The following is a 22,566-nucleotide window of genomic DNA, read 5'->3' on the forward strand; positions in this document are numbered from 1 at the left end:
GACCCATGGACAAGCACAGACTCCTCCGGGCCGTCTACGAGGCCGTCGACTGGTCCCGGCTCTACAATGACCACCCCGACGTCACGCGCCAGGATGTCGACGCCCTCTTCCGCGAACTGGGTGCGCATCCGGCCGTCGCCCCCGAACCGGCCGCCTCCGAGCAGGCCTCCGGGGCGGCCCTTGGGAAGGAAGCGCATCTGTTCACCGACGGCGCCTCGCGTGGGAACCCCGGCCCGGCCGGCATCGGCATGGTCCTGAAGACGCCCGACGGCCGGACGGCCGCCGCCTGGGGCGAGCCCATCGGCCGGACCACCAACAACGTGGCCGAGTACAGGGCGGTGATCGCGGGCCTGCGCCGGGCGCTCGAACTCGGGGTCGCCCGCGTTCACCTGTTCAGCGACAGCGAACTGCTCGTGCGCCAGCTCCAGGGCACCTACCGGGTCAGGAACGCGCGTCTGCGCCCGCTCTACGACGAGGCGACCGCCCTGCTTGGGCGCTTCGCCGCCTGGACGGTCCGCCACGTGCCGCGCGAAGAGAACTCCGAGGCGGACGCCCTGGCCACCCGAGGCGCCGGCGCCAACCGGGCATAGGCGCCGGGCGGCCGGCCGGGCACGGACGATTGCTTTGAACGGCCCGGCCGGATCGGGTACGATTGGGCCTCCTGAACACACCCCCGGAAAGCACGCCATGGCCAAGCCCCGACTGAACCTGCAGCAGCTCGTCCTGGGCCTTCAGAACTACTGGGCGGACTACGGCTGCGCCATCGTCCACCCTTACGACGTGGAGAAGGGCGCCGGGACGTTCCACCCGGCCACCTTCCTGCGGTCGCTGGGGCCGGAGCCCTGGCGGGCCGCCTACGTGGAGCCCTCGCGCCGCCCGACCGACGGCCGCTACGGCGACAACCCGAACCGCGTCCAGCGGTTCTACCAGTTCCAGGTCATCGTCAAGCCCGCCCCGGACGACTCCCAGGATATCTACCTGGAGAGCCTCCGCCGCCTGGGCATCGACCTGGCCGCGCACGACGTGCGGTTCGTCGAGGACGACTGGGAATCGCCCACGCTCGGGGCGAGCGGGCTGGGCTGGCAGGTCTGGATCGACGGCCTGGAGATCACGCAGTTCACCTACTTCCAGCGCGTCGGCGGCATCGACCTGGACCCCGTCTCCCTGGAGCTGACCTACGGCATCGAGCGGATCGGCATGTTCCTGCAGGACGTGCCGGACGTCTTCCGTCTCGAATGGGCGCCCGGCCTCCTCTACGGCGAGATGCACCACGAGGACGAGGTGCAGTTCAGCCGCTACAACTTCGACGTGGCCGACACGGACATGCTCTTTCGGCTCTTCGACGTCCACGAGGCCGAATGCCGCCGCTGCCTGGCCGAAGACCTGCCGCTGCCGGCGGTCGACCAGATGATGAAGTGCAGCCACACGTTCAACCTGCTGGACGCACGTGGCGCCGTCAGCGTGGCCGAACGCACGAGCTACATCAAGCGGGTGCGCGACCTGGCCTCGGCCATCGCCCGCGGCTACGTGGCGCTGCGCGAACGCCTCGGCCATCCCCTGCTGCCGCCCGGAGCGCACGGACCGTGCGCAGGTTGACTTCCCCGGCGGGCGGACGTATAGTCGGCTGTGCACCCGGGGGCCCATAGCTCAATCGGCAGAGCAGCGGACTCATAATCCGCGGGTTACAGGTTCGAGTCCTGTTGGGCCCACCAGCCGCACCCGGCCCCCCGCCACCGCGTGCGCCTCGCCGTCGCAGCGGCGCCCCCGCCCTGCAGCGGCCCGTCGGGGCGGCTTGACGCCTTCTTCGGACGTGGGCTACACTGGGGGGACAGGCCCGGCTCACGGAAGGCGGGGGGGGACCATGGCTCTCAGGGACGAACTCATCCGGCAGGGCCGCATGCTGTTCCGGTGGCGCACCTATCTGCCCCTGCTGTTCGTGCCGGTCTTCCTCGTCGGGCTGGGCAGCGCGGAGCGGCTGGAACGGGCCGCCGGCGACGCGGTCGACGACGTCTACGACTGGGCCTGCGTCGCCATCTCGCTGGTCGGGCTCGGGTGGCGAGCGTTCGTGTCCGGCACGGTTCCGCATGGAACGTCGGGCCGCAACACAAGGCGTCAGAAGGCGGCCGTCCTGAACACGTCGGGCGCCTACTCGGTCGTGCGCCATCCGCTGTACCTGGGGAACTTCCTGGTCTTTCTGGGCGTGCTGATGTCGCCGGGCGTCCCGTGGCTCGTTCTGGTGGGATGCCTGAGCTACATGGCCTATTACGAGCGGATCATGCTGGTCGAGGAGGAGTACCTGGGCGAGGTGTTCGGGACGGCGTACCGGGTGTGGTCGGACGCCACGCCCGCGTTTTTGCCTCGATGGTCGAACTGGCGGCCCCCCGAGCTTCCGTTCTGCGCCAGGGCCGCATTGAAGAAGGAGTATGCCACCTTGCTGGGGGTGGCCGTCACGTTCGCGGTGCTGGACCACGTCGAGGACTGGCTGGCAGGCGTGCCGGTGACCCTGGAGAGGGACACGGTGGTGCCCGCGCTCATCGTCACGGCCTTCTGTCTGCTGGTTCGCCTGCTTCACAAGCACACTCGGGCGCTGCACGTCCCGGCACGGTGACCGGGACGGTCGGAGGGCGGGGGCCGGCCCGGTGCGGTCGGTAGCGGACCGATCGCCGGGAGGCGAGGCCCTCTTTGCGGAAGACACACTCAGAGGAGCAGTGTGCCATGCGGAAGTACCGATGCACGGTCTGCAACTACGTCTACGATCCGGAACTGGGCGATCCGACACAGGACATCTCGGCGGGGACGCCGTTTGAAGAGCTTCCGGACGACTGGACCTGCCCGGACTGCGGCGTGGGCAAGGACATGTTCGAGCCGGGAGACGAGTGACGGGACGCCGGGCAGGCTCCGGCGCCTTGTGCATAGCGACGCCCGGCGGGGCGTCGATCCCCCGAAAAGGAAGCGGGCGGGCCGATGCACGGGCCCGCCCGTACTGCACGCGGTTTCAGCACCGCGCGCCACCACCAGACCGGCGCCACAAGGCGCCGCTGCCCTTGGGAAGGGCAAGCCATGCCTCCCCGCGGATGTCACAGGTGACCGTGGCTGGCACGCCCACGGGGTCGGCCTGACCGGAAGGCGAAAGGACGATTACTGACCAGAACTACGCCTCGAAAGATCGCTCTCTCCGGCCACGCCTCACCTCGCGTTACCGCGTTACCTGTACCATACCCCACCGGCGGCCTCCTGGCAAGCAGGAAATCCCCGATCTGCCTACGCACGGACCGCCGGCACTTGCGCCGCCGGCACCTGGGAGCATAATGGACGGTCCGGCGGCGGCGGGTGCCGCACGGGACAGGGCGTCTTCCACCGGAGGAGCGGCGGACCATGGGTTACGCGGTGATCATGCACGTCAACTACTGCGAGCAGGGCCAGACGGTCGAGGAAATCTGCCGGAGGGCCGCCGGATGGGGCTTCGACGGCGTGGAGTTCCGCAGTCGGAGGGACTCGGTCGACGAGACGCCCGAGCAGTACATGGACCAGATCGAGGCGGGCGTGGAGGCGTCGGGACTCCGACAGGTGGTCTTCGGGTCGCCCGGACCGGCGCTGATCAAGCCGGACGCCGCCGAGCGCGCCCGGGAGGTCGAGACGGCGATCGCCTTCTATCGCCAGGCGTCCCAGCGGTTCGGCGTCCGCACCTGCAATCTGGTCACCGGCTGGCTCGGCATCGGCGAACCGGTCACGGAGGACCACTGGAAGTGGCAGGTCGAGGGCTGCCGCCGGCTGGCGGACGGCCTGCAGGACGTCGACATCCGCTTCGGCTTCGAGACGCATCGCGGCTACGTCCATGACAAGATCGAGTCGACCCGCCGGCTGGTGGAAGACGTCGATCGGCCCTCGATCGGCGCCAACCTGGACTACGGCAACATGGTCGGCCAGGAGGACCGGCCGACGCTCGAAGAGGCGATCAGGGCGTTCGGCACGAAGCTCCACTACGTGCACCTGAAGAACTCCGCGCCCATCCGGCGCGCCCAGGCGCGCGTCTCCACGTCCCTGGGCGAGGGCGAGATCAACAACCGGGAGTTCGTGCGCCTTCTGAGGCAGACCGGCTTCACCGGCCCGATCTGCGTGGAGGCCCCGCGAGCCGGCGACCGCGAGTGGTTCGCCCAGCAGGACCTCGCCTACATCCGGGCCGTCCTGCGTGATCTGGGCGCCTGAGACGGGACGGCGGCGCACCAGCGCCGCAGAGGAGGATGACGATGCACTGGATGGTCTGTGCGGCAGCGGTTGTCTGGCTGATGGCGGCGGGGGCGAGCGAGGACTTGGCCCCCTGGAAATCGAACACGCATCCCTCTGATGCGGCCATGAGCCACGTCGAGGACGTCGCCGGCGCGCGGCACGAGTACGCCATCACCCAGGGCGGGACGATGGACGGCGAGAACTGCCGCCTGCCCTACGGCGTCTGGGAGGGGCTGATCCGGCACTGGGAGTCCAACCGCTCCGTGCGCATCGAGAACGTGGGGCAGACGGACGTCGTCAACCCCTGGCTCTCGAACGCCCGCAACAACTTCCGGAACCTCCAGGAAATCGCCCACGCCCCCCTGGAGCCGGGCATGAGCGACCGGGAGAGGGCGATCGCGATCTGGTACCAGCAGATCACGAACCGCTACCACTGGCAGGGCGACAACAACGAACTGGGGGACCCCGTCCGCGTCTTCAACGTCTACGGGCACAACACCTGCGGGAACGACAGCATCGCGCTGGCCGGCCTCTGGCAGGCGGCCGGCCTGAGGGTCGCCCCCGCCCGCCCGCTCACGCACTGCATCTCCCAGGTCTTCTTCGACGGCCGCTGGAACCTGCTCGACGGCGACATGCAGGGGTTCTACCTTCTGCGCGACAACGAGACGATCGCCAGCGAACAGGACCTGGTGCATGACCACGACCTGGTCAAACGGACCCACACGGCGGGCATTCTGCACGCGAACTCCCGTTCGCAGGACGAGAGCCAGGCGTCCATCTTCGTCTACGAAGGAGAGGCCAAGGGCACACGCAACAGCCGCCGGGACACGACCATGGACATGACGCTCCGCCCGGGCGAGGCGCTCACCTACCGCTGGGGCCACACCGAGCCGATCAAGTACCACGGCGTCAGCACGCCGCGCTTCCCGACCGCAATACAGAACGGCCTGTGGGAGTATCGGCCGGACCTTTTCGGGGACGTCTGGCGTAGCGGCGCCCGGACGGTCGAGAGGATCCGGAACACCGCGGACGGCCTGGCCGCCGAGCCGGGAACGGTCGGGACGATCCTCTGGCGTATGGCCGCCCCGTATCCCTTCGTCGGCGGCCGCTACGAGGTCGAGGGGAACGACGTGCGGGTGGCGGTCTCGACCGACGGCGAGCAGTGGCGGGACATGACCACGGGGATCCTCGACTACCAGTTCCCGTCCGAGCACGGGCCATACCACCAGTACTTCCTGCGCTGCCGCCTGGAAGGCGACGCGCGCCTGAAGTCCTTCGCCGTCATCAACGACATCCAGACGGCCCTGCCGGGCATGCCCGGGATGGTCGTGGGCGAGAACCGGTTCGTCTACACCGACGAGACCCCGGGCGAGCGCCGGGTACGCATCACGCACGGATGGGTCGAGCGCTCGGCCGGCCACCCGCCCGTCGCTCCCGCCGCCGCCGTCTTCCCCCCCGACGGAGCCGAGGTGAACGGCACGGACATCACCTTCCGCTGGCAGCCCGCCGCGGACCCGGACGGCGAGGCGATCGCCGACTACCACTGGGAACTGTCCGACCGGCCGGACATGCGCTGGCCGCTCTCGCCGAACTTCCGCAAGCTGATCTCGCGCACGCCCGACCGCGGCCACGCGCAGTACTCGCTCCCCTGCGTCGGCCTGTTGGCACCCGGACGCCCCTATTACTGGCGCGTGCGTGCACGGAGCGCGCAGGGTCTCTGGGGGCCCTGGAGCGAGACGTGGAGCTTCGTCAGCCACGCGCCGACGCCGCCGATCGCCGTAGCGCTCGATGTCGACGAGACGACGGGCGTCGGCACGCTCACGTGGAAGCCGAACCCGTCGGGCAACGCGCCGGCCACCTACCGCGTCTACGGCAGCGACGAGAAGGGCTTCTCGGTCAGCGACGAGCCGTATCGCGTCAACCGGGGACAGACCCCGGAGGGGCTCCTGCCGGATCCCTTCCCGGCGAACTTCGTCGCCGAGACCGCCGAGACGCGCATGGCCGTGCTCGGCCGGGGGCTCGACCTGCCCAACGCGAACCGCGCGTGGTACCGGGTGGTGGCCGTCGACGCGAACGGGAAGCGGAGCTGGTCGTCCGCCTTCGCGGAGGCGCCGCGTCCGCTGGTCTACACGACCCCCGTGACGTCCGCCCGGGTGGGCACGCCCTACGTCTACCGGGCCGCCGCCGTGCGCTCCCTGGGCGACGCCCGCAACCGCGGCCGTGCCGGTATGGGCTACTGGGACATCGAAGAGCCCGCGTTCTCCATCGAACAGGGCCCGGACTGGCTGACCGTCGACCCGGCCACCGGCCTCCTGACCGGCACGCCCCACACGCCCGGACGGGTGCCGGTCGTCCTGCGCGCCCTCATCGAGCGCGACGTGCCCATCCTCGACGAGGGCGCACTGGCCTGGGGCAACTACACGGTCACGAGCACCGAGCGGCGCCGGGTCGGCAGCGCCGTTCAGGAGTTCACAATCGACGTGGCGCCGCAGTAGAATCCGAATGACGGCCACGAGGGGTCCAGCCGGCAAGGGGCGCCGGCAGGATGGGCCGGGCACGGTTGGATGACATGGGGCAGTGGAAGGAATCCGGGAGGGGAGGATCCGCACGGAGGAAACAGGGCGATGCACGGGGCGGGGACGTGGCTTCTGGCGGCGTTGGCGGTGGTGGGGCTCCTTCCCGGCGGGGCGCGATCGGACGTTCGCGCGGCCGAGGAGCCGGAGATCGTGACGTTCTCCGGGCTGATCGTCGGGCCGGACGGCGCGCCCGTGCCGGACGCCGTTGTGGAGGCCCATCGCCTCGAGTACAGCGAGGATGAGGGGTTCACGAAGCCCGTCGATGTCCTCCGCGCGGACGCCGGGCGGTTCACATACGCGCTGCCGGCGGTTCCCGGCCGCTGGCCGGCGAGGGTCTCCTTCTACATCCGGGCCGACGGCCTGGCCCTGTTCCGCCTGGGATGGCTGCGGAACGCCGACGGCGAAGCGACCGTCACGCTGCCCAGAGCCGCGCGGCTGGCGGGGACGGTTGTGGACGAGGCCGGCAGACCGGTGCCGGGCGCGGAGGTGCGTGCGCTCCTTCAGACCCCGAAGTGCACCCGCAGATCGGACGCGGATGATCAACCCCGGATCGAAGGCCTCCCGCCGTTCCGGGGGCTGACGGTGAAGACCGACGCCGACGGCCGATTCGCCTTCGCCAACATCCCGCCCGACGCCGGGGCGGAACTGATCGTCTCGGCGCCCGGCCTGGCAACGATCCAGACCGGGCCGAATTCGAGGCGTCCCCTCGATTTCCAGTTCGCCGCCGGACAGGAGGACATCCGGGTCGTGCTGCCGCCCGAGGCGGTCATCCGCGGCGTCGCCGTGGAGGCAGGGACCGGGAAGCCCGTCGAGGGGCTGGTCGTGCTGGTCGCCGGCCCCGTTCGACTGGGCAGCCGATGCGTCACGGGCCGGGACGGCACGTTCGAACTCACCGGGGTCGGCGTGGGGAAGCTGGCCCTCAGAGTCCCGGTGCCCCTGCATGACCGGCCCGGATGGGTGGTGCCGTACACGCCCGTGGAGGTGGAGCCCGGGCAGGTCCTCGAGGACTTCAAGATCGTATGCCATCGCGGCGGCGTCTTGAGCGTGAAGGTCATCGACGCGATCAGCCGCAAGCCGCTCGACTCGGCGAAGGTCACGGGCTACGAGGAGAACCGAAAGGGCTATATCTACGGGACGACTCGCGCGGAGGGCGTGCACAACGAGCATCTGCAGCCGGGCGCGTACCGGCTGAAGGTCGAGAAGCTGGGCTATCGCGGCTTCTTCGAGCAGGAGATCCAGGTCGAGGCCGCAAAGACCCATCGGCTCGTCGCGGAACTGATGCCGCCTCCCGAGGTCACCGGCATCGTGCTCGACCCGGCGGGCCGGCCGGTCGAGCACGCATTCGTGCAGATCCACCTGCTGGCAAGCGGGGTCTTCACGGACGAGGAGGGCCGGTTCGAGTTGACGGTCTCCGGGCACACGTGGGAGAGCGACCATGAGTTCACCCTCCAGGCCACCCACGAGGAGCGCAAGCTGAGCGCCATCTACGACCTGGTCGGAGGGCCGCAGACGCTTCAAGTGACGATCCATCCGTACCGGACGATCCGTGGGCGAATCGTCGACACCAAAGGGCGGCCCGTCCGGCAGGCGCGGGTCAATCTGCACTGGCGGCGCAAGACGCGCACCGGGAAGACGGATGACGAGGGACGTTACGAATTCGGCGGCCTGCCGCTGCCGTGCCCCGACCGGACGTTCCGCATGGAGGTGCAGGCCGCAGAACACCTTCCCGCCGCCCGGGACATGCCGATCGCACGGGCCGACGGGGAGCTGGTCGCGCTCGGGGACGTGGTGCTCGAGCTGGTCCCGCCCTCCGTCTCGGGCGTCGTGGTGAACCCGGCGGGCGAACCGGTCGTCAACGTACTTGTCGAGGCGTACTCCGAGGCGCTCCCCCCCATGGCGGGCCGTACGGACGCACGGGGGCGCTTCACGATCACGGACCTTCGGGAAGGCAAGGTATGGCTCTACATGCCGGAATGCCCCGCCCGGGATGAGGTCGAGGTCGAAGCGGGCGCGAGGAACGTCCGGCTCGAGTACTGGGGCGAAGGGCACACGAGACTGCCGATCCGCGGGTCGGGCAGGCTGCCCTGACCGGCCGGGCCGTCATTCGCCGATCTCGATGGTGAAGCGCCGGGTGTCCGTCCCGACGCGTTCCGTGCCGCGCTCGATGACACGTTCGTTTCCCCAGACGAGGACTCCCGGATCGACCGTGCGCACTTGGCGGTCGATGGTGACCGTCACGACCACGTCCGCTCGGCCGGGAGCGTCGGGCGTGCCGCTCAGCCGGCCGGTGGCCGGGTCGATCGTGAGCCACGCCGGCCCCCGCTCCAGGGCGTAGACCGGATGCTCGATGTCCCAGTAGCTCTTGGCCAGCCGGCCCTCGACCCGGTAGCACAGGTCGCCAAGGGAACGGGTCGCGGCGAGATCGCAGGTGTATTCCCGGCCCACGCGCGCCGTTGTGACGGGCGCGGTGTAGAGGACGGGCCGCGGCGCGGAGGCGTAGTCGGACGGGCCGCTGCGCTTCCCGTTCGCGTCGACGGCCACCACGCGGTAGTAGGCCTTGTTGGCCGCCGGCAGGTCCACGCCCTCGCCGAGGACGGCCAGCTCGGTCGCCTCGGTCTCGGCGATGAAGTTGGCCGGGAAGGGCGAGGTCAGTTCCTTGCTCTCGCCCAGGTGGACGGGATACGGCTCATCGCTGACCGAGAAGCCCTTCTCGTCGCTGCCGTAGACGCGGTATCTCACCGGCGGGCGGCCGACCGGGTTCGGCTTCCAGGTCAGGACGCCGCGCCGCCCTTCCGCGTCGTAACCGAGTTGCACGTCCAGGGGATACGCGGGGCCGCGGGCGGTGAAGCTCCACGTCTCGCTCCAGGGCCCCCACACGCCGTGCTCGTCCTTCGCGCGGACCCGCCAGTAGTAGGTCTCGCCCGGCGTCAGCAACCCGGGGGCGGGCAGCGTGAACTGCGCTCGGCCCCGGTCGCGCGTGCGCGAGATCAGCCGGTAGAAGTTCGTGGACAACGGCCAGCGGACGTCCAACCGGTCCGAAAGCTCGAAGTGGTAGTCGACGACGCGGTCGCCGTCGGGGTCCGGCGCGTCCTGCCACCGGAAGACGACGTCCGTGCCGTCCGTCTCGCCGCCCTCGGCCGGCGCGATGGGGGCCGGCGAGGCGCCCGGCGGACTCGAGGCCGAGCGCTCCACCCACTCGTGCGTGATGCGCACGGCGCGCTCGCCCGGCGTCTGGTCCGTGTAGACGAACGCGTTTGCACCGACGGCCATGCCGGGCAGCGCCAGGGGTGACATCTGCAGGTCGTTGACCACGGCCAGGCTCCTCAGCCGGGCGTCGCCGGACAGCGTGCAGCGGAGCCGGTAGCCGTAGCGCGGCGCCCCTCCCTGGGGCGGGAAGAAGGCGTTCAGGTCCGCGCCCTCCACGTCCTGCCAGGTCTCGCCGTCGAACGACAAGGCGAACCGCGCGCCGTTGCCCTCCGCCTCCAGGCGCCCGCCGACGAACACATAGGGCGCCTTCATCTCCCAGACGATCGTCCCGTCGCCTCCGGGGCCGGCCGACAGGCCGTTCGGCCCGGCCGCCACGTTGTCCGCAAGGGCCGCCCCGCGCCTCCACAGGTCGCCGGTCAGGTCGGGCCGGTACTCCCAGAGGCCGTTGCAGAACATGTAGGGGTAGAGGGGCTCGCGCAGGTAACGGTAGCGAAACGGCTCCCGCCGGCCCCATCGCCACACCAGCGCCTCGCCGGGGCGGAGCGTCATGTCCATGTTCGTCGCGCGTCGGTAGAGGCCGAACGCACGCTCGACCTCCACCTCGTGCGCGAAACAGGCGGCGAAGGACTCGCGCAGGGCGCTGTGGTCGCCCAGCAGGATGCCGCTGCTGTGGGCGCGCTTGGCCAGGTCATGGTCGCGGGTGATCTCCGGCGCGTCCGCCACCGTCCGGTTGTCGCGCAGCAGGAACATCGTGTGCTGGTTCGCGTCCAGGTAGCGCCAGCCGCCGTCGAAAAACACCCGCGAGGTCGTGTGGCCCACGGTGGACCCGGACCCGTTGACCCGGAGTCCGGCCATGCTCAGCATCTGGGCGAAGTGCGAGGTGTTCGTGCCGCACATGTAGGCCGCGTAGATGTTGTAGATCCTCACGGGATCGGCGTCTTCGCCGCCCTCGGTCCCGCCGTGGTAGCGGTAACGGCACTCCTGGAACCAGATCGCCATGGCCTTCTCGCGGTCGGTCATGCCGGGCTCGACGGCGTTGTCAACGATCTCCTGCGGGGTGCGGAAGTTGTTGCGTCCGTTGGACAGCCAGGGGTTGACGACGTCGCCCGTGCCGACGTTCTCCATGCGCACGAGCCGGTTGGACTCCCAGGTCTGCTCCATCGCGCCTTCGCGGTTCATCCCCACGCTCAGGGGCGAGCGGCAGTTCGTGCCGTCCATCGTGCCGCCCTGGAGCACGGTGTACTCGTGCCGGCCGGCGCCGACGTCCTCCGAGTGCCGGCGGGGCACGTCGGAGGGATGGGCGTCCGAAGCCCACGGCTCCAGATGAGCCGCTCCGTCGTCTGCCTTCGCCCACATGCCCCGCCCTCCGCCGATGATCAGGAACGCAACGACCGCCGCCCTCAGAAGCCGCCGATAGGTCGCCATCGCAATCTCCGCTCGTGTGATTCCCGGGAGAGCGCACCGGGACCGGCCATCGTATCCCGCCCCGTCGCACAGCGCAACAAGACGCTCCGACTGCGCCGGTCGCGAACCGCCGCATGGGGGATGCCGGCGCCGAGTCAAGCCCCCGGGGGACATCCATGATCCAGCCGGAACGCCTTCAGCCGCTGGGCAACCGTGATGATCGATGAGCGAAGGGAAGTCCGCCAGGCCCCGCGTCGGCGTGAGCGCCTGCCGGCTCGGGCAGAAGGTCCGCTACGACGGCGGGCACAAACAGGACCGCTTTCTGGCCGACACGTTCGGCCGGTTCGTCGATTGGGTGCCCGTGTGCCCGGAGGTGGAGAGCGGCCTGCCGGTCCCACGCGAATCGATGCACCTGGAGGGCGACCCGGCCGCGCCGCGGCTCGTGACGACGCACACGCAGGTCGACCACACCGACAGGATACGGGACTGGACGAGGGGACGGCTGGATGATCTGGCATGCGTCGGCCTGTGCGGGTTCGTGTCCAAGACGAACTCGCTCAGTTCGGGCATGCACCCGCACCCGCTGGAGCTGAAGCTGCGCAACCACGCATGACGCCGGCCCGACCCACTGAGGCCCCGGCCCGCCGGGCCGGACTCAGGCACCGGCCGGCGGCTGTGCGCCATCCCCTGCGGCAGGCGCCGGCTTCGTGGTGCTGCCCAGGTAGTCGGGCAGTTCGACGCCCGCCATGCCGGCCACGTCGTGCAGCGGCGGCAGGCTCCGGATGAGGCTGGAGAGGAAGTTGGCCGTGGACGAACCGCCGTCGCCGCCGGCACCGGCGCTGTCCCAGACGGTGATCTTGTCGATCTTGAGGTTCTTGATGGCCTCGACCTGACGCGCGACGACCTGCTCGATCTTCTCGACCATCAAGAGGGTGGCGGCGGCACGCGCGTCGCCGCCGCAGCTCGCGACCATGTCGGCGTAGCCGGCGGCCTTGCTGTCCAGGACCTGCCGGATGCCCTTCGCCTCGGCTTCGTAGTTCATCAGGACGGCGTCGGCCGCGCCGCGGGCGATGCGCCGCTGCCGTTCGGCCTCGGCCTCGGCCGCGATCTCGACCTTGCGCTTCTCGATCTCCTCCTTGACGACCACGTCGGCGTTGAGTCGTTCGAGTTCGGCCTGGTACTGGGCCTTCTGGATCTCGACCATGGCCTCGCGTTTGGCGACCTCGCCGAGCCGCAGGGCGGCCGCTTCCTTGATCGCGAGCTGGGCGTTGACGTCGGCAATGTCCGCCTTGGCGGTGTTCTCGCCGGCGACGGCCTCGGCCTCCTGGCCCTGCACGTAGATGCGGCGATCGGCGTCGGCCTTCTTGCGCCCCTTGTCCGCCTGGGCTTCGTTCTCCGCCACGCGAATGGTCCTCTCGCGATCGGCCTCGGACTGGCCGATGGCGCCCATCTTCTCGTTGTCGGCCACGTCGATGCGGGCGCGGTTCACGGCCTCGGAGGCGGCCTTCTTGCCGATGCTCTCGATGTACTCGGACTCGTCGGTGATGTCGGTGACGTTCACGTTGATCAGGTAGAGGCCGACCTTGTTGAGTTCCGGCTCGACGTTCTTGCGGATCGACTCCAGGAAGCTCTCGCGGTCCTGGTTGATCTGCTCGATGGTCAGCGAGGCAACCGTCAGACGGAGCTGGCCGAAGATGATCTCACGCGCCATCTCCTCGATCTCGCGCAGCCCGAGGTTGAGCAGGCGCTCGGCCGCGTTGCCCATGATGCCCTCCTGCGTGCTGATGGCCACGGTGAAGGTGCTGGGCACGTTGATGCGGATGTTCTGGAACGACAGGGCATTCTGCAGAGGGATGCCGATCGTCATCGGCGTGAGGCTGAGGAAACCGTAGTCGTGGATCAGAGGCCAGACGAACGCCGCCCCGCCGTGCAGACACCGGGCCGAGACGCCCGACCCGACCTTGCCGTAGACGACCAGGATCCGGTTGGACGGACACCGCTTGTAGCGCGCCGCCATGACCAGGAAGACCATCAGGGCGAGGCCGAGCAACGCACCGATACTCACGATAATCATCCCGCCCTCGGGCATCTTCGCCTCCTCTGTCTATGCCGCACTCACTGCCGGCCGTTGGAACCGGCGCCTTCCGCGCCATCCTGCACTCGCTCGACGATCAGTCGGTTGTCGGAGCCGATGCCCACGATCGTCACCCGTTCGCCCGTCGCAATCGGCTCGCCGTCGCGTGCGACGGCGTCGACGTGCGTCAATCGCTGCTGCACCACGGCCTGGATCTGCCCCACTCCTGCGCGGGGAATGGTCAGGTAGACCGAACCCTGCAGGCCGATCGCGTTGGACAGACGCACGTTGCCGCTGGACTGGAGGCGCAGCAGCAGGGCCACCAGCCGCGCGATCAGCCAGAAGGACGCCGCCCCGGCCAGGAGTGCCCCGACAATGGACAGGGCCGGGCCCCAGGCCGCCTCCTTGCGGAGCGTCAGCCCCACGAGCCCGAACATCATGATGAAGGCGGTCACACTCTGGACCGAGAGCATCCGGAAGAACGCGGACGAATCCGCCAGCGCCTCGCCGGCGCCGGCCTCCGCGTCGACCTCGACGTCGAAATCGGCGTCGACGTCGAGGTCCAGGTCGACATCGGCGTCCCCGCCGCCTCCGCCGAAGGCGAGCAGCGCCATGCGGATCAGGAACAGCCCGCCGCCGAAGGCGGCACACGCCAGGAACACCCTGTCGATCGCCATCATCGCCTGTCTCCCTGCAAACGGGCCGATGACCGGATGGCCATCCCGCAGGCATTGTAGCCGTCCCGGCACGGCCTGCAAGGGGAAAATCGCGCACTCGCTCCTGTATACGCGCGCCGCTGCCCTCGTATTCGGAATCGCCCCGCGCGGGCCGCCTATAATGGAAAGAAGCGACCCGCTCCGCCCGGAGGGAGAGAACGCCTTGCCCGCACAGCCTGCCGCCGACCCCAACGAGACCGCCAAACGACTGATGGACGTTCTGGGCGGCGTGCTGGGGCTGGCCCTGACGCTGCCGCTGGCGCCCTGGATCGCCCTGGCCATCCGGCTGGACTCGCCGGGCCCGGTGCTGTTCGGCCAGGACCGGGTGGGCCGGGGCGGCCGGCGCTTCCGCCTGTGGAAGTTCCGCACGATGTGCCGCGATGCCGAGGCCCGCAGGCCGGACCTGGAGGGGCGGAATGAGATGATCGGGCCCGCGTTCCGGATCACCGACGACCCGCGCGTCACCCGTGTGGGCCGGTTCCTGCGGCGGCACAACCTGGACGAGTTCCCACAGTTCTGGAACGTCCTGCGCGGCCAGATGAGCCTGGTGGGGCCGCGGCCGGCCACCCCCGACGAAGTCGCGGTCTACAACGAATGGCAGAGACGGCGCCTGGCTGTGCGGCCGGGCCTGACGGGGCTGGCGCAGGTCAGGGGGGGCGGAACGCTGCGCGATTTCGATGAGGTGGTGCGCCTCGATCTGGAGTACATCGCCCGCCGGTCGGCCGGGATGGACCTGGGGCTGATCCTGCGCACGCTGCCGACGCTCATCCGGGGCAAGGGGCGACCGCCAGCCGGTGCGCGATGATGCGACGGGCCTGTTCGACGACCCGCACCAGGGCGGCGGCAGCGGGCGGCGACAGCGGCGCGCCGCACTCGAAGCTCTCCGCCCCTGCCACAAGCGCCACGGCCGGCGGATACTCGCCGTAGACGTCGCGTGCCAGCGCCAGCAGTCCGGACGGGTTCAGCCGGTGCAGGCAGAACGAGGGCCGGTCGTGCACGCATTCCACGTCGATGCAGTCCACCTCGCCCACGGGCAGATCGCAGGCGACGTCGATAAAGAGCACGAAACCGGCCGCCGCGACCTCCGCGGCCAGCTCCGGCGTCAACTGGCGGCACGGCAGCACGTGCACGCCGTCGCCCAGGCCGGCATGCAGCAGCTTCTGCGCCGCGTGCCAGCCCAGGCCGTCGTCGCCTCGCATCGCGTTTCCGAAGCCGATCACGAGCACACGGCTCATCAGTCGCGCCTCACCTGATCGCGCACCTCGCCGCCGGGGCCGACGAGCTGCACGAGCATGGGCATCTGGCCCAGGGCGTGGGTCGAACAGCTCAGGCAGGGGTCATAGGCCCGGATGACCGCCTCGACGCGGTTCAGCATGCCCTCGCTCAGCCGGTCCGGCTTGACGAAGTGTCGCGCCACCTGGAGGATGGACCGGTTCATGGCCAGGTTGTTGTGGCCGGTGGCGATGATCAGGTTGGCGGACTCCATGATGCCGTTCAGATCCGCACGGTAGTGGTGGATCAGGGTGCCGCGGGGCGCCTCGGAGATGCCCACGCCCTCGCGGGCGTTCGGCTCGGCGTGCGCACGCACGTGCGGGTCGCAGACGTCCGGGTGGTTCAGAAGCTCCTGAATGCCCTCGAGGCAGTGAAGCGCCTCGATGAGTCGCGCGTAGTGGTAATGGAAGGAGCTGGAGACCGGCCCGTCGCTGAGCGCGCGGAAGGCCTGCCGTTCGGCCTCCGCCAGCGGGGTGCTGATGCGGTCGGCCAGGTTGAGGCGCGCGAGCGGCCCGACGCGGTAGAGCCCTTCGGGATAGCCGCGGGGCTTGTAGTAGGGGAACTTCAGGTAGGTCCAGGGCTCGACGGCCTCGTCCACGTAGTCGGCGTAGTCTGCGGCGGCCACGCCGTCGGCGGCCAGGCTCCCGTCGCTGTCGAGGATCCGGAGCCCGCCGTCGTAGAACTCCAGCGCGCCGCCCTCGCCCACCAGGCCGAGGTACAGGCTGGGGAAGTTGCCGAAGGTCTCGACCTCCTCCTGATGGCGGCGCACCAGCTCCTTGAGCAGGGCGAGCGCGCGCTGCGCAATCCCCATGGCCTCCGGCAGGCCGTCCAGTATCCGGGTGCGCACCTCGGGCGTCACGGGGTGGCTGACGCCGCCCGGAACGATCCACCGGGCATGGACGCGCTGGCCGGCCAGCCACTCGATGGCCTGCTGGCCGAACTGGCGCAGCCGGATGCCGTCACGCGCCACGTCCTTGTGTGTGGCCATCACGCCGAACACGTTGCGCACGGCCGGGTCGGCATCCATGCCGAGCAGGAGGTCGGGGCTGGACAGGTGGAAGAAGCTCAGGGCGTGGCTCTGGACGATCTGCGCCATGTTGATGAGCCGTCGCACGCGCTGCCCCGCATCCGGGACGCGCACGGCGAGCAGGGCGTCGCACGCCTTGGACGACGCCATCAGGTGGGCGACGGGGCAGATGCCGCAGATGCGCGCGGTGATGGCGGGCATCTCATGGAACGGCCGCCCTTCGCAGAACTTCTCGAAGCCGCGCATCTGGGTGATGTGGAGCTGCGCGTCGTTGACCTTGCCGTCCTGCCCGACGTAGAGCGTGACCTTCGCATGCCCTTCGATACGCGTGATGGGATCGATGACGATCTTCTCGGCCATCATATTCCTCTCAGCCGAACCTGGCCCGGACGCCGAGGCCCGGGATCCGGCCCTGGACGACTTCGCTCAGGATGAAATGGATGAGGTCGGCACACGGCGGACAACCGGGGATGTACTCGTCCACCTTCACGAACCGGTGCAGCGGCTGGACCTGGGGGGAGAGGCGGGGCACGCCGGCGGCGGGGCCGGACGGCTTGCCCGGGGCGTCGGGGCCGTAGACGGCCTCCAGCATCTCCTGGACGTCGAGGGTGTTCCGCATGGCGGGCACGTTGCCGGTCACCGCGCAATCGCCCATGCTGATCAGGATCCGGGACCGCTCCCGCGCCTTGCGCAGCAGCTCTTCCTGTTCCTCGTTGCCGACACCGCCGGTGACGACGACCACGTCGACGTCTTCGGGGAACTCCTTGCGATCGACCAGCGGGCTGCAGACCAGTTCAATCTGGCCGGCCAGCTCGATGAGCCGCTCGTCCATATCCAGGAACGACATATGGCAGCCCGAACAGGCTTCCAGCCAGACGGTCGCCATCCTGACGGGCGTCATGGCGTCTCCTCCCGCATCGTGGTCAGGTACGGCAGGAACTCGCGCCGGCCCACTTCGGCGGCCGCCGTGCCCTTCTCAAACAGCGCGCCGGTCGGGCAGACCTGCACACACTTGCCGCAACCGGTGCACGTCTTGGACTCGCCCCAGGGGCCGTCGAAGTCGGTGATGACCCGCGATTCGATGCCGCGCCCCTTCACGCCCCAGGTGCGGGCGCCTTCGATCTCGGCGCAGACGCGCACACAGCGCATGCACAGGATGCAGCGGTTGTGGTCGATGGTGAACCGCTCGTGCGTGGCATCCACGCCCACACGCGGGTGCAGGTAGGCCACGCTGACATGGTTCATGCCCAGGTCGCGGGCCAGCGTCTGCAGTTCGCAGTGGCCGTTGGCCACGCAGACGGCGCAGACGTGGTTGCGTTCGGCGAAGAACATCTCCAGGATCATGCGCCTGTACTTGTTGAGGCGCGGCGACTTCGTGATGACCTCCATCCCCTCGGCGACGCGGGTCACGCAGGCGGGCACCAGTCGCGGGCTGCCGACGATCTCCACCAGGCAGAGGCGGCAGGCGCCCACGCCGCTGAGGCCGTCCAGATGGCAGATCGCGGGGATGCAGATGTTGTGCTCGCGTGCGACCTCCAGGATGGTCTGATCTTCACGGCCGCTGACGTCGAGGCCGTCGATCTTGAGCGTCTTGACCGGCCGCGGAGCGCTCTCCGGGGTGACGGGATTCACGGGTGGAGTCTTCATCGTTTGACCTCCCGGGCGCCGGCCATCCTGCACACGCCGGCCGGGCACGTGTGGTCCCGTATGTGAGCCACGTACTCGTCGCGGAAGTAGCGGAGCGTGCTCATCACGGGGTTCGGCGCCGTCTGACACAGGCCGCAGAGACTGGTATTGCGCGTCAAGTCGCAGAGGCTCTCGAGCATGTCCAGGTCCGCCATGGTCGCCAGCCCCCGGGTGATCCTGGTCAGCAGGAGATGCATCTGGGCCGTTCCCATGCGGCCGGGCAGGCACTTGCCGCACGCCTCCGTCTGGCAGAATTCCATGAAGTACCGGGCCACGTCCACCATGCAGGAGGTCTCGTCCATGACGATCATCCCGCCGGACCCCATGATGGAGCCCAGTTCCTTCAGCGATTCGTAGTCGACCGGCCGGTCCAGATGCTCGGCGGGGATGCAGCCGCCGCTCGGGCCGCCGGTCTGAACGGCCTTGAACTGCCGGCCGTCGGGGATGCCTCCGCCGATGTCGAAGATGATCTCGCGCAGGGTCATGCCCATCGGGACCTCGATCAGGCCGGTGTTGTTGACGCGGCCGGCCAGGGCGAACACCTTGGTGCCCTTGCTCTTCTCGGTGCCGATGCCCGAATACCACGCGGCGCCCTTGCGCAGGATGGCGGGCACGGCGGCGAAGGTCTCGACGTTGTTGATCAGCGTCGGGCGGCCCCAGAGGCCGTAGTTGGCCGGATACGGAGGCCGCGGACGCGGCGTGCCCCGGCTGCCCTCGATCGAGGCCATCAGGGCGGTCTCCTCGCCGCACACGAACGCCCCCGCTCCCAGCCGCATCTCGATCTCGAAGTTGAAGCCGGTCCCCAGGATCTGACTGCCCAGCAGGTTCAGGCTCCTGGCCTGCCGGATGGCCTTGCGGATGCGGCTGATGGCCAGGGGGTACTCCGCCCGCACGTAGATGAACCCCTGGGAGGCGCCGACCGCGTAGGCGGCGATGGCCATGCCCTCCAGGATCCGGTGCGGGTCGCTCTCCAGGATGCTGCGGTCCATGAACGCGCCGGGGTCGCCCTCGTCGGCGTTGCAGATGATGAACTTCTGGGCGCCGGGGGCCTTCGCCACGGTGCTCCACTTCAAACCCGTCGGGTAGCCCGCCCCGCCGCGTCCGCGCAGCCCGGCCACCGACACCTCGTTGAGCACATCGGCCGGGTCCATCTCCGTCAGGACGCTGGCCAGGCCCTGGTAGCCGTCGACCCCGATGTAGTCCTGGACGTGCTCCGGCTCGATGCGTCCGCAGTTCTCCAGGGCGATCTTCGTCTGGCGCGCGAAGAACGTCGCATCGGCCTCCATGAGCAGGCGCGCCACCGGTTCGCCGTCCAGGCTCTCGATGATGTCGTCGGCGTCGTCGGGCGAGACGTTGCAGTAGATGTGCCCCGGAGGATCGACCGAGACGACCGGCCCGCCGGCGCACGGCCCCATGCACCCGACGCCCTTGACGCGCACGCGGGCGTCCAGCCCCCGGGCCTTCACCTTCTCGGCCAGGGCGGCCAGCACGCGGTCGCTGTGGGCGGACAGGCATCCGGCGGCGGTGCACACGTTAATGCAGCAGGCGAACTTCGCCTCGTGCTCGCGCCGTTCCCGGCGCATTCGCTCCAGTTCGTCAGGCTTCATCGGCGATCATCCTCCGGATACGTCCCAGTACGTCCTCGGGCGTCAGCTTGCCGGCCACCTCGCCGTCGAAGGTCGCCGCCGGGGCCAGGCCGCAGGAGCCGAAGCACCGCGCGGTCAGCAGCGAAAGCTTGCCGTCGGCCGTCGTCTCGCCGGGCTTCAGGCCGTACTCCTGCTCCACGGCATCCAGAAGCGCCTGGGCGCCCTTGATGTAGCAGGCCGTGCCCGTGCACACCACGCACGCATGCTCGCCCTTGGGCTTCAGCGTGAAAAAGTGGTAGAAGGTGGCCACGCCGTAGACGGCGCTGGGGGCCACGTGCAGGCTCGCCGCCACGTAGCGCAAGGCCTCGTCGTCGAGATAGCCGAATGCCTCCTGCACCGCGTGCAGGACCTCGATCAGCGCGTTCCGCTGGTAACCGAGGCGACGCATGGTCGCCGCAACGATCTTCCACCGGCGGTCGTCCGAGGGGGGCTCGGGCCGCACAGAATCCATGGCAGCGCTCCTCGCTCCGGAGTCGACGTTCGGAGCGGCGGATGGAGAGAACGTTCGTGAAGTACGGACCTTTGTCGGCTCTGGACGGCCGCAGACAGGCGGGCAGTCAACCCGACCACTCATGGTATACAGCCCGGCCGACGGCTTCAAGGGAAAACGCCGGGATCGTCCGTGAGAATCCCCTCGGGTCGCCCCGCCCTATCCCCGGTCGCCGTTTGACTGCAGGGCCGGGCAGGGCTACGATGGGGGCTTCCCGCCGCACTGCTTCCGGGACCATGTCGATGCGACTGAGGCTCCAGACTCGGGTCTTCCTGACCTTCGTGCTCGTGGTCGTGCTCTTCGTGCTCCTGTGCGCGGGGGCCGGCGCGATCATCATCGGGCGCACGGTCCTGGAGGAGGCCCAGCGGCGCGTCGGAGGCGATCTGCGATCGGCCTGGGCGGCAGTCAATGACCGCAAGGAGAGCATGGGGCTCCTGATGGCCATGCTGGCCGGCGCCGAACCCATACGGGAGGCCTGCGTCAGCGCGAACCCGGCAACGTCGAGGATGCGTATGGAGACGGCGCGCCGGCTGGGCGAGCTGGACTTCGTGTCGGTCGTCGACGCCGACGGACGCGTCGTGCTGCGCACCGTCGAACCCCACTCGCCCGGCGACGACCTGTCGACCGATCCGTTCGTCTACCGGGCGCTTCGCGGCGAGACGCTGAGCGGATTCGCGATCCTCGAGCCCGAACGCCTGGAGGCCGAGGGACGCACACTGGCCCGGCGCGCCTACATCGCCTTCGAGCCCACGCCGAAGGCCAAGCCGCGCCCCCAGGAGAGCGAGGCCGCCGGGATGGTCCTGATGGCCGCTGCGCCCATCCGGGACGACGGCGGGCGCATCCTCGGCGCCGTCTACGGCGGCGCACTGCTGAACCGGAACCACGACACGGTCGACGACATCCGCTCCACGGTCTTCGCCGACGAGACCTACAACGGGAAGCAGATCGGCGCCGTCACCGTCTTCCAGTGGGACGTCCGCATCGCCACCAACGTGTTCACCGCCGACGGCAACCGCGCCATCGGCACGCGGGTGAGTTCGCAGGTGTATGACCAGGTGCTGGAGAACGGCCGGAGCTGGACGAGCCGCGCGTTCGTCGTGAACGACTGGTATCTGTCCGCCTACGATCCGATCCGGGACGTCGAAGGCCGCGTCATCGGCATCCTCTACGTCGGCGTGCTGGAGAGCCGGTTCAACGTGGTGCGCTCGCGCCTGTGGATGTTCTACGGGGCCCTCGCACTGGCGGCCGCCCTGCTGGTGCTCATCGTGGGCTACATCTTCTCGCGCCGCCTCACGCGGTCGCTGAGCGGGCTGGCCCGGGCCGCCGACCGCCTGGCCGCAGGGCGCCTGGACGTGCGCGTGCCGGAGCCGGCCGCCAATGACGAGGTGCGCGACCTGACGCGCGACTTCAACGCCATGGCCGACCGCCTGGAGGAACGCGAGGAACGCCTCCGGAACGCCAACGCCTCCCTGCAGAAGCTCAACTCCAGCTACCTGGAGATGCTCGGGTTCGTCTCCCACGAGCTGAAGAACACCCTCGGCGTCATCTACACCGCCGCACATGCGCTCTCCGAGGGGCTGGTCGGCCAACTCACCGAGCCCCAGGCCCGCATGGCCGGCAGCATCTGCCGCAGCATCGACACGGCCGTGAGCATGACGCGCAACTACCTGAGCCTGGCCCGCATCGAGAAGGGCGAGCTGGAGGTCGACCGGAAGCCCTGCGATTTCGTCCGCGACGTGGCCACCCCCGTGCTGGCCGAGTTCGCCCAGCCGATGGCCGACCACAAGGTCCGCCTCGTCAATGAACTGCCCCCCAGCGCCCCGCTGAAGGCCGACGCCAACCTGCTGTGCGTCGCCTTCCGGAACCTGATCGGCAATGCATTGAAATACGGTCGCCCAGCCGGGACAATACGCATCGGCTTCTCCTCCGAACCCGACCGCTACCGCGTCGAGGTCTGGAACGACGGCCGAAGCATCCCGGCGGAGGAAGCCGAGCACATATTCCAGAAGTTCACGCGCCTGTCCGACGACCCGGAGGCGGTCCGCAAGGGCACCGGGCTCGGGCTGTTCATCACCAGGGAGGTCGTCACGAAGCACGGCGGGGACATCTGGGCCGAACCGGGAAAGGGGGAAGGCACCAGCTTCGTCTTCACACTGCCCCGGGACGGTCAGCGAACCGATGCCGAAGTGTGACGAACGGCTCCTCAGAGACACGCCCCGCGGACGACCATCCATGGGGAAG

19 protein-coding genes and 1 tRNA gene are annotated in these 22,566 nt (G+C 69.5%); 11 read left to right on the plus strand and 9 right to left on the minus strand.

Going from position 1 to position 22,566, the window contains the following annotated elements; translation table 11 throughout:
• Positions 1 to 5 precede the first annotated feature (5 nt).
• The 8 genes from GXY85_01345 (at position 6) to GXY85_01380 (ending at position 8,891) form a co-directional block, all read left to right on the plus strand.
• Positions 6 to 590, plus strand: coding sequence for a ribonuclease HI family protein (locus GXY85_01345; protein NLW49475.1), 585 nt, complete (start codon positions 6 to 8; stop codon positions 588 to 590).
• Between the two features lie 97 nt (positions 591 to 687).
• Entirely contained in the window at positions 688 to 1,596 is a 909-nt protein-coding gene (locus GXY85_01350; protein NLW49476.1) for a glycine--tRNA ligase subunit alpha, read from the plus strand.
• A gap of 40 nt (positions 1,597 to 1,636) precedes the next feature.
• A tRNA-Ile gene (locus tag GXY85_01355) sits at positions 1,637 to 1,712 on the plus strand.
• Positions 1,713 to 1,861: 149 nt separating this feature from the next.
• Positions 1,862 to 2,608, plus strand: coding sequence for a lipid A phosphate methyltransferase (locus GXY85_01360; protein NLW49477.1), 747 nt, complete (start codon positions 1,862 to 1,864; stop codon positions 2,606 to 2,608).
• A 107-nt stretch (positions 2,609 to 2,715) separates the two neighbouring features.
• A complete protein-coding gene (locus GXY85_01365; GenBank protein ID NLW49478.1) occupies positions 2,716 to 2,880 on the plus strand; it encodes a rubredoxin in 165 nt (54 codons plus the stop codon).
• Positions 2,881 to 3,375: 495 nt separating this feature from the next.
• A complete protein-coding gene (locus GXY85_01370) occupies positions 3,376 to 4,206 on the plus strand; it encodes a sugar phosphate isomerase/epimerase (protein NLW49479.1) in 831 nt (276 codons plus the stop codon).
• Between the two features lie 41 nt (positions 4,207 to 4,247).
• On the plus strand, positions 4,248 to 6,722 hold the full coding sequence (locus GXY85_01375; GenBank protein NLW49480.1) for a fibronectin type III domain-containing protein: 2,475 nt from the start codon (positions 4,248 to 4,250) through the stop codon (positions 6,720 to 6,722).
• A gap of 129 nt (positions 6,723 to 6,851) precedes the next feature.
• On the plus strand, positions 6,852 to 8,891 hold the full coding sequence (locus tag GXY85_01380) for a hypothetical protein (GenBank protein ID NLW49481.1): 2,040 nt from the start codon (positions 6,852 to 6,854) through the stop codon (positions 8,889 to 8,891).
• 12 nt (positions 8,892 to 8,903) lie between these two features.
• Here the strand turns inward: GXY85_01380 and GXY85_01385 are convergent, their stop codons facing one another.
• Positions 8,904 to 11,366 (minus strand): hypothetical protein, encoded by a 2,463-nt coding sequence (locus GXY85_01385; protein ID NLW49482.1) that lies wholly within the window; start codon positions 11,364 to 11,366, stop codon positions 8,904 to 8,906.
• A gap of 271 nt (positions 11,367 to 11,637) precedes the next feature.
• On the opposite strand from GXY85_01385, the gene GXY85_01390 reads away from it, so the two are divergent.
• Positions 11,638 to 12,027 carry a DUF523 domain-containing protein gene (locus GXY85_01390; GenBank protein ID NLW49483.1) on the plus strand — a complete coding sequence of 130 codons (390 nt, stop codon included), beginning with the start codon at positions 11,638 to 11,640 and terminating at the stop codon, positions 12,025 to 12,027.
• 42 nt (positions 12,028 to 12,069) lie between these two features.
• Here GXY85_01390 and GXY85_01395 read toward each other — a convergent pair whose 3' ends face one another.
• Positions 12,070 to 13,488 carry a flotillin family protein gene (locus GXY85_01395; protein NLW49484.1) on the minus strand — a complete coding sequence of 473 codons (1,419 nt, stop codon included), beginning with the start codon at positions 13,486 to 13,488 and terminating at the stop codon, positions 12,070 to 12,072.
• 41 nt (positions 13,489 to 13,529) lie between these two features.
• Positions 13,530 to 14,165, minus strand: coding sequence for a hypothetical protein (locus tag GXY85_01400; GenBank protein ID NLW49485.1), 636 nt, complete (start codon positions 14,163 to 14,165; stop codon positions 13,530 to 13,532).
• Between GXY85_01400 and GXY85_01405 the strand changes: the two genes are divergently transcribed.
• Positions 14,101 to 15,009, plus strand: a complete 909-nt coding sequence (locus tag GXY85_01405; protein NLW49486.1) for a sugar transferase — start codon at positions 14,101 to 14,103, stop codon at positions 15,007 to 15,009. The genes GXY85_01400 and GXY85_01405 overlap by 65 nt on opposite strands.
• On the opposite strand, the gene GXY85_01410 is transcribed toward GXY85_01405, so the two are convergent.
• From GXY85_01410 to hoxE, 6 genes are read right to left on the minus strand one after another with little or no spacing between them, the layout of a single operon-like run.
• Complete coding sequence (locus GXY85_01410) at positions 14,969 to 15,439, minus strand: hydrogenase maturation protease (protein ID NLW49487.1); 471 nt, start codon at positions 15,437 to 15,439, stop codon at positions 14,969 to 14,971. The two genes, GXY85_01405 and GXY85_01410, sit on opposite strands and share 41 nt — an antisense overlap.
• Positions 15,439 to 16,863: a Ni/Fe hydrogenase subunit alpha gene (locus tag GXY85_01415; GenBank protein NLW49488.1), complete on the minus strand. Its 1,425-nt coding sequence runs from the start codon at positions 16,861 to 16,863 to the stop codon at positions 15,439 to 15,441. Before GXY85_01415 ends, GXY85_01410 begins: the two co-directional genes overlap by 1 nt.
• A 10-nt stretch (positions 16,864 to 16,873) precedes the next feature.
• Positions 16,874 to 17,404, minus strand: a complete 531-nt coding sequence (locus GXY85_01420; GenBank protein NLW49489.1) for an NADP oxidoreductase — start codon at positions 17,402 to 17,404, stop codon at positions 16,874 to 16,876.
• Positions 17,401 to 18,150, minus strand: a complete 750-nt coding sequence (gene hoxU, locus GXY85_01425; protein NLW49490.1) for a bidirectional hydrogenase complex protein HoxU — start codon at positions 18,148 to 18,150, stop codon at positions 17,401 to 17,403. Before hoxU ends, GXY85_01420 begins: the two co-directional genes overlap by 4 nt.
• Positions 18,147 to 19,796 (minus strand): NADH-quinone oxidoreductase subunit L, encoded by a 1,650-nt coding sequence (locus GXY85_01430; GenBank protein ID NLW49491.1) that lies wholly within the window; start codon positions 19,794 to 19,796, stop codon positions 18,147 to 18,149. Before GXY85_01430 ends, hoxU begins: the two co-directional genes overlap by 4 nt.
• Complete coding sequence (hoxE, locus tag GXY85_01435; protein ID NLW49492.1) at positions 19,786 to 20,286, minus strand: bidirectional hydrogenase complex protein HoxE; 501 nt, start codon at positions 20,284 to 20,286, stop codon at positions 19,786 to 19,788. The genes GXY85_01430 and hoxE overlap by 11 nt, the downstream gene beginning before the upstream one ends.
• 281 nt (positions 20,287 to 20,567) lie before the next feature.
• Between hoxE and GXY85_01440 the strand changes: the two genes are divergently transcribed.
• A complete protein-coding gene (locus GXY85_01440; GenBank protein NLW49493.1) occupies positions 20,568 to 22,517 on the plus strand; it encodes a HAMP domain-containing protein in 1,950 nt (649 codons plus the stop codon).
• The last annotated feature ends 49 nt before the right edge of the window (positions 22,518 to 22,566 follow it).

Source organism: Candidatus Brocadiaceae bacterium (assembly GCA_012728835.1).
Taxonomy (GTDB): domain Bacteria; phylum Planctomycetota; class Brocadiia; order SM23-32; family SM23-32; genus JAAYEJ01.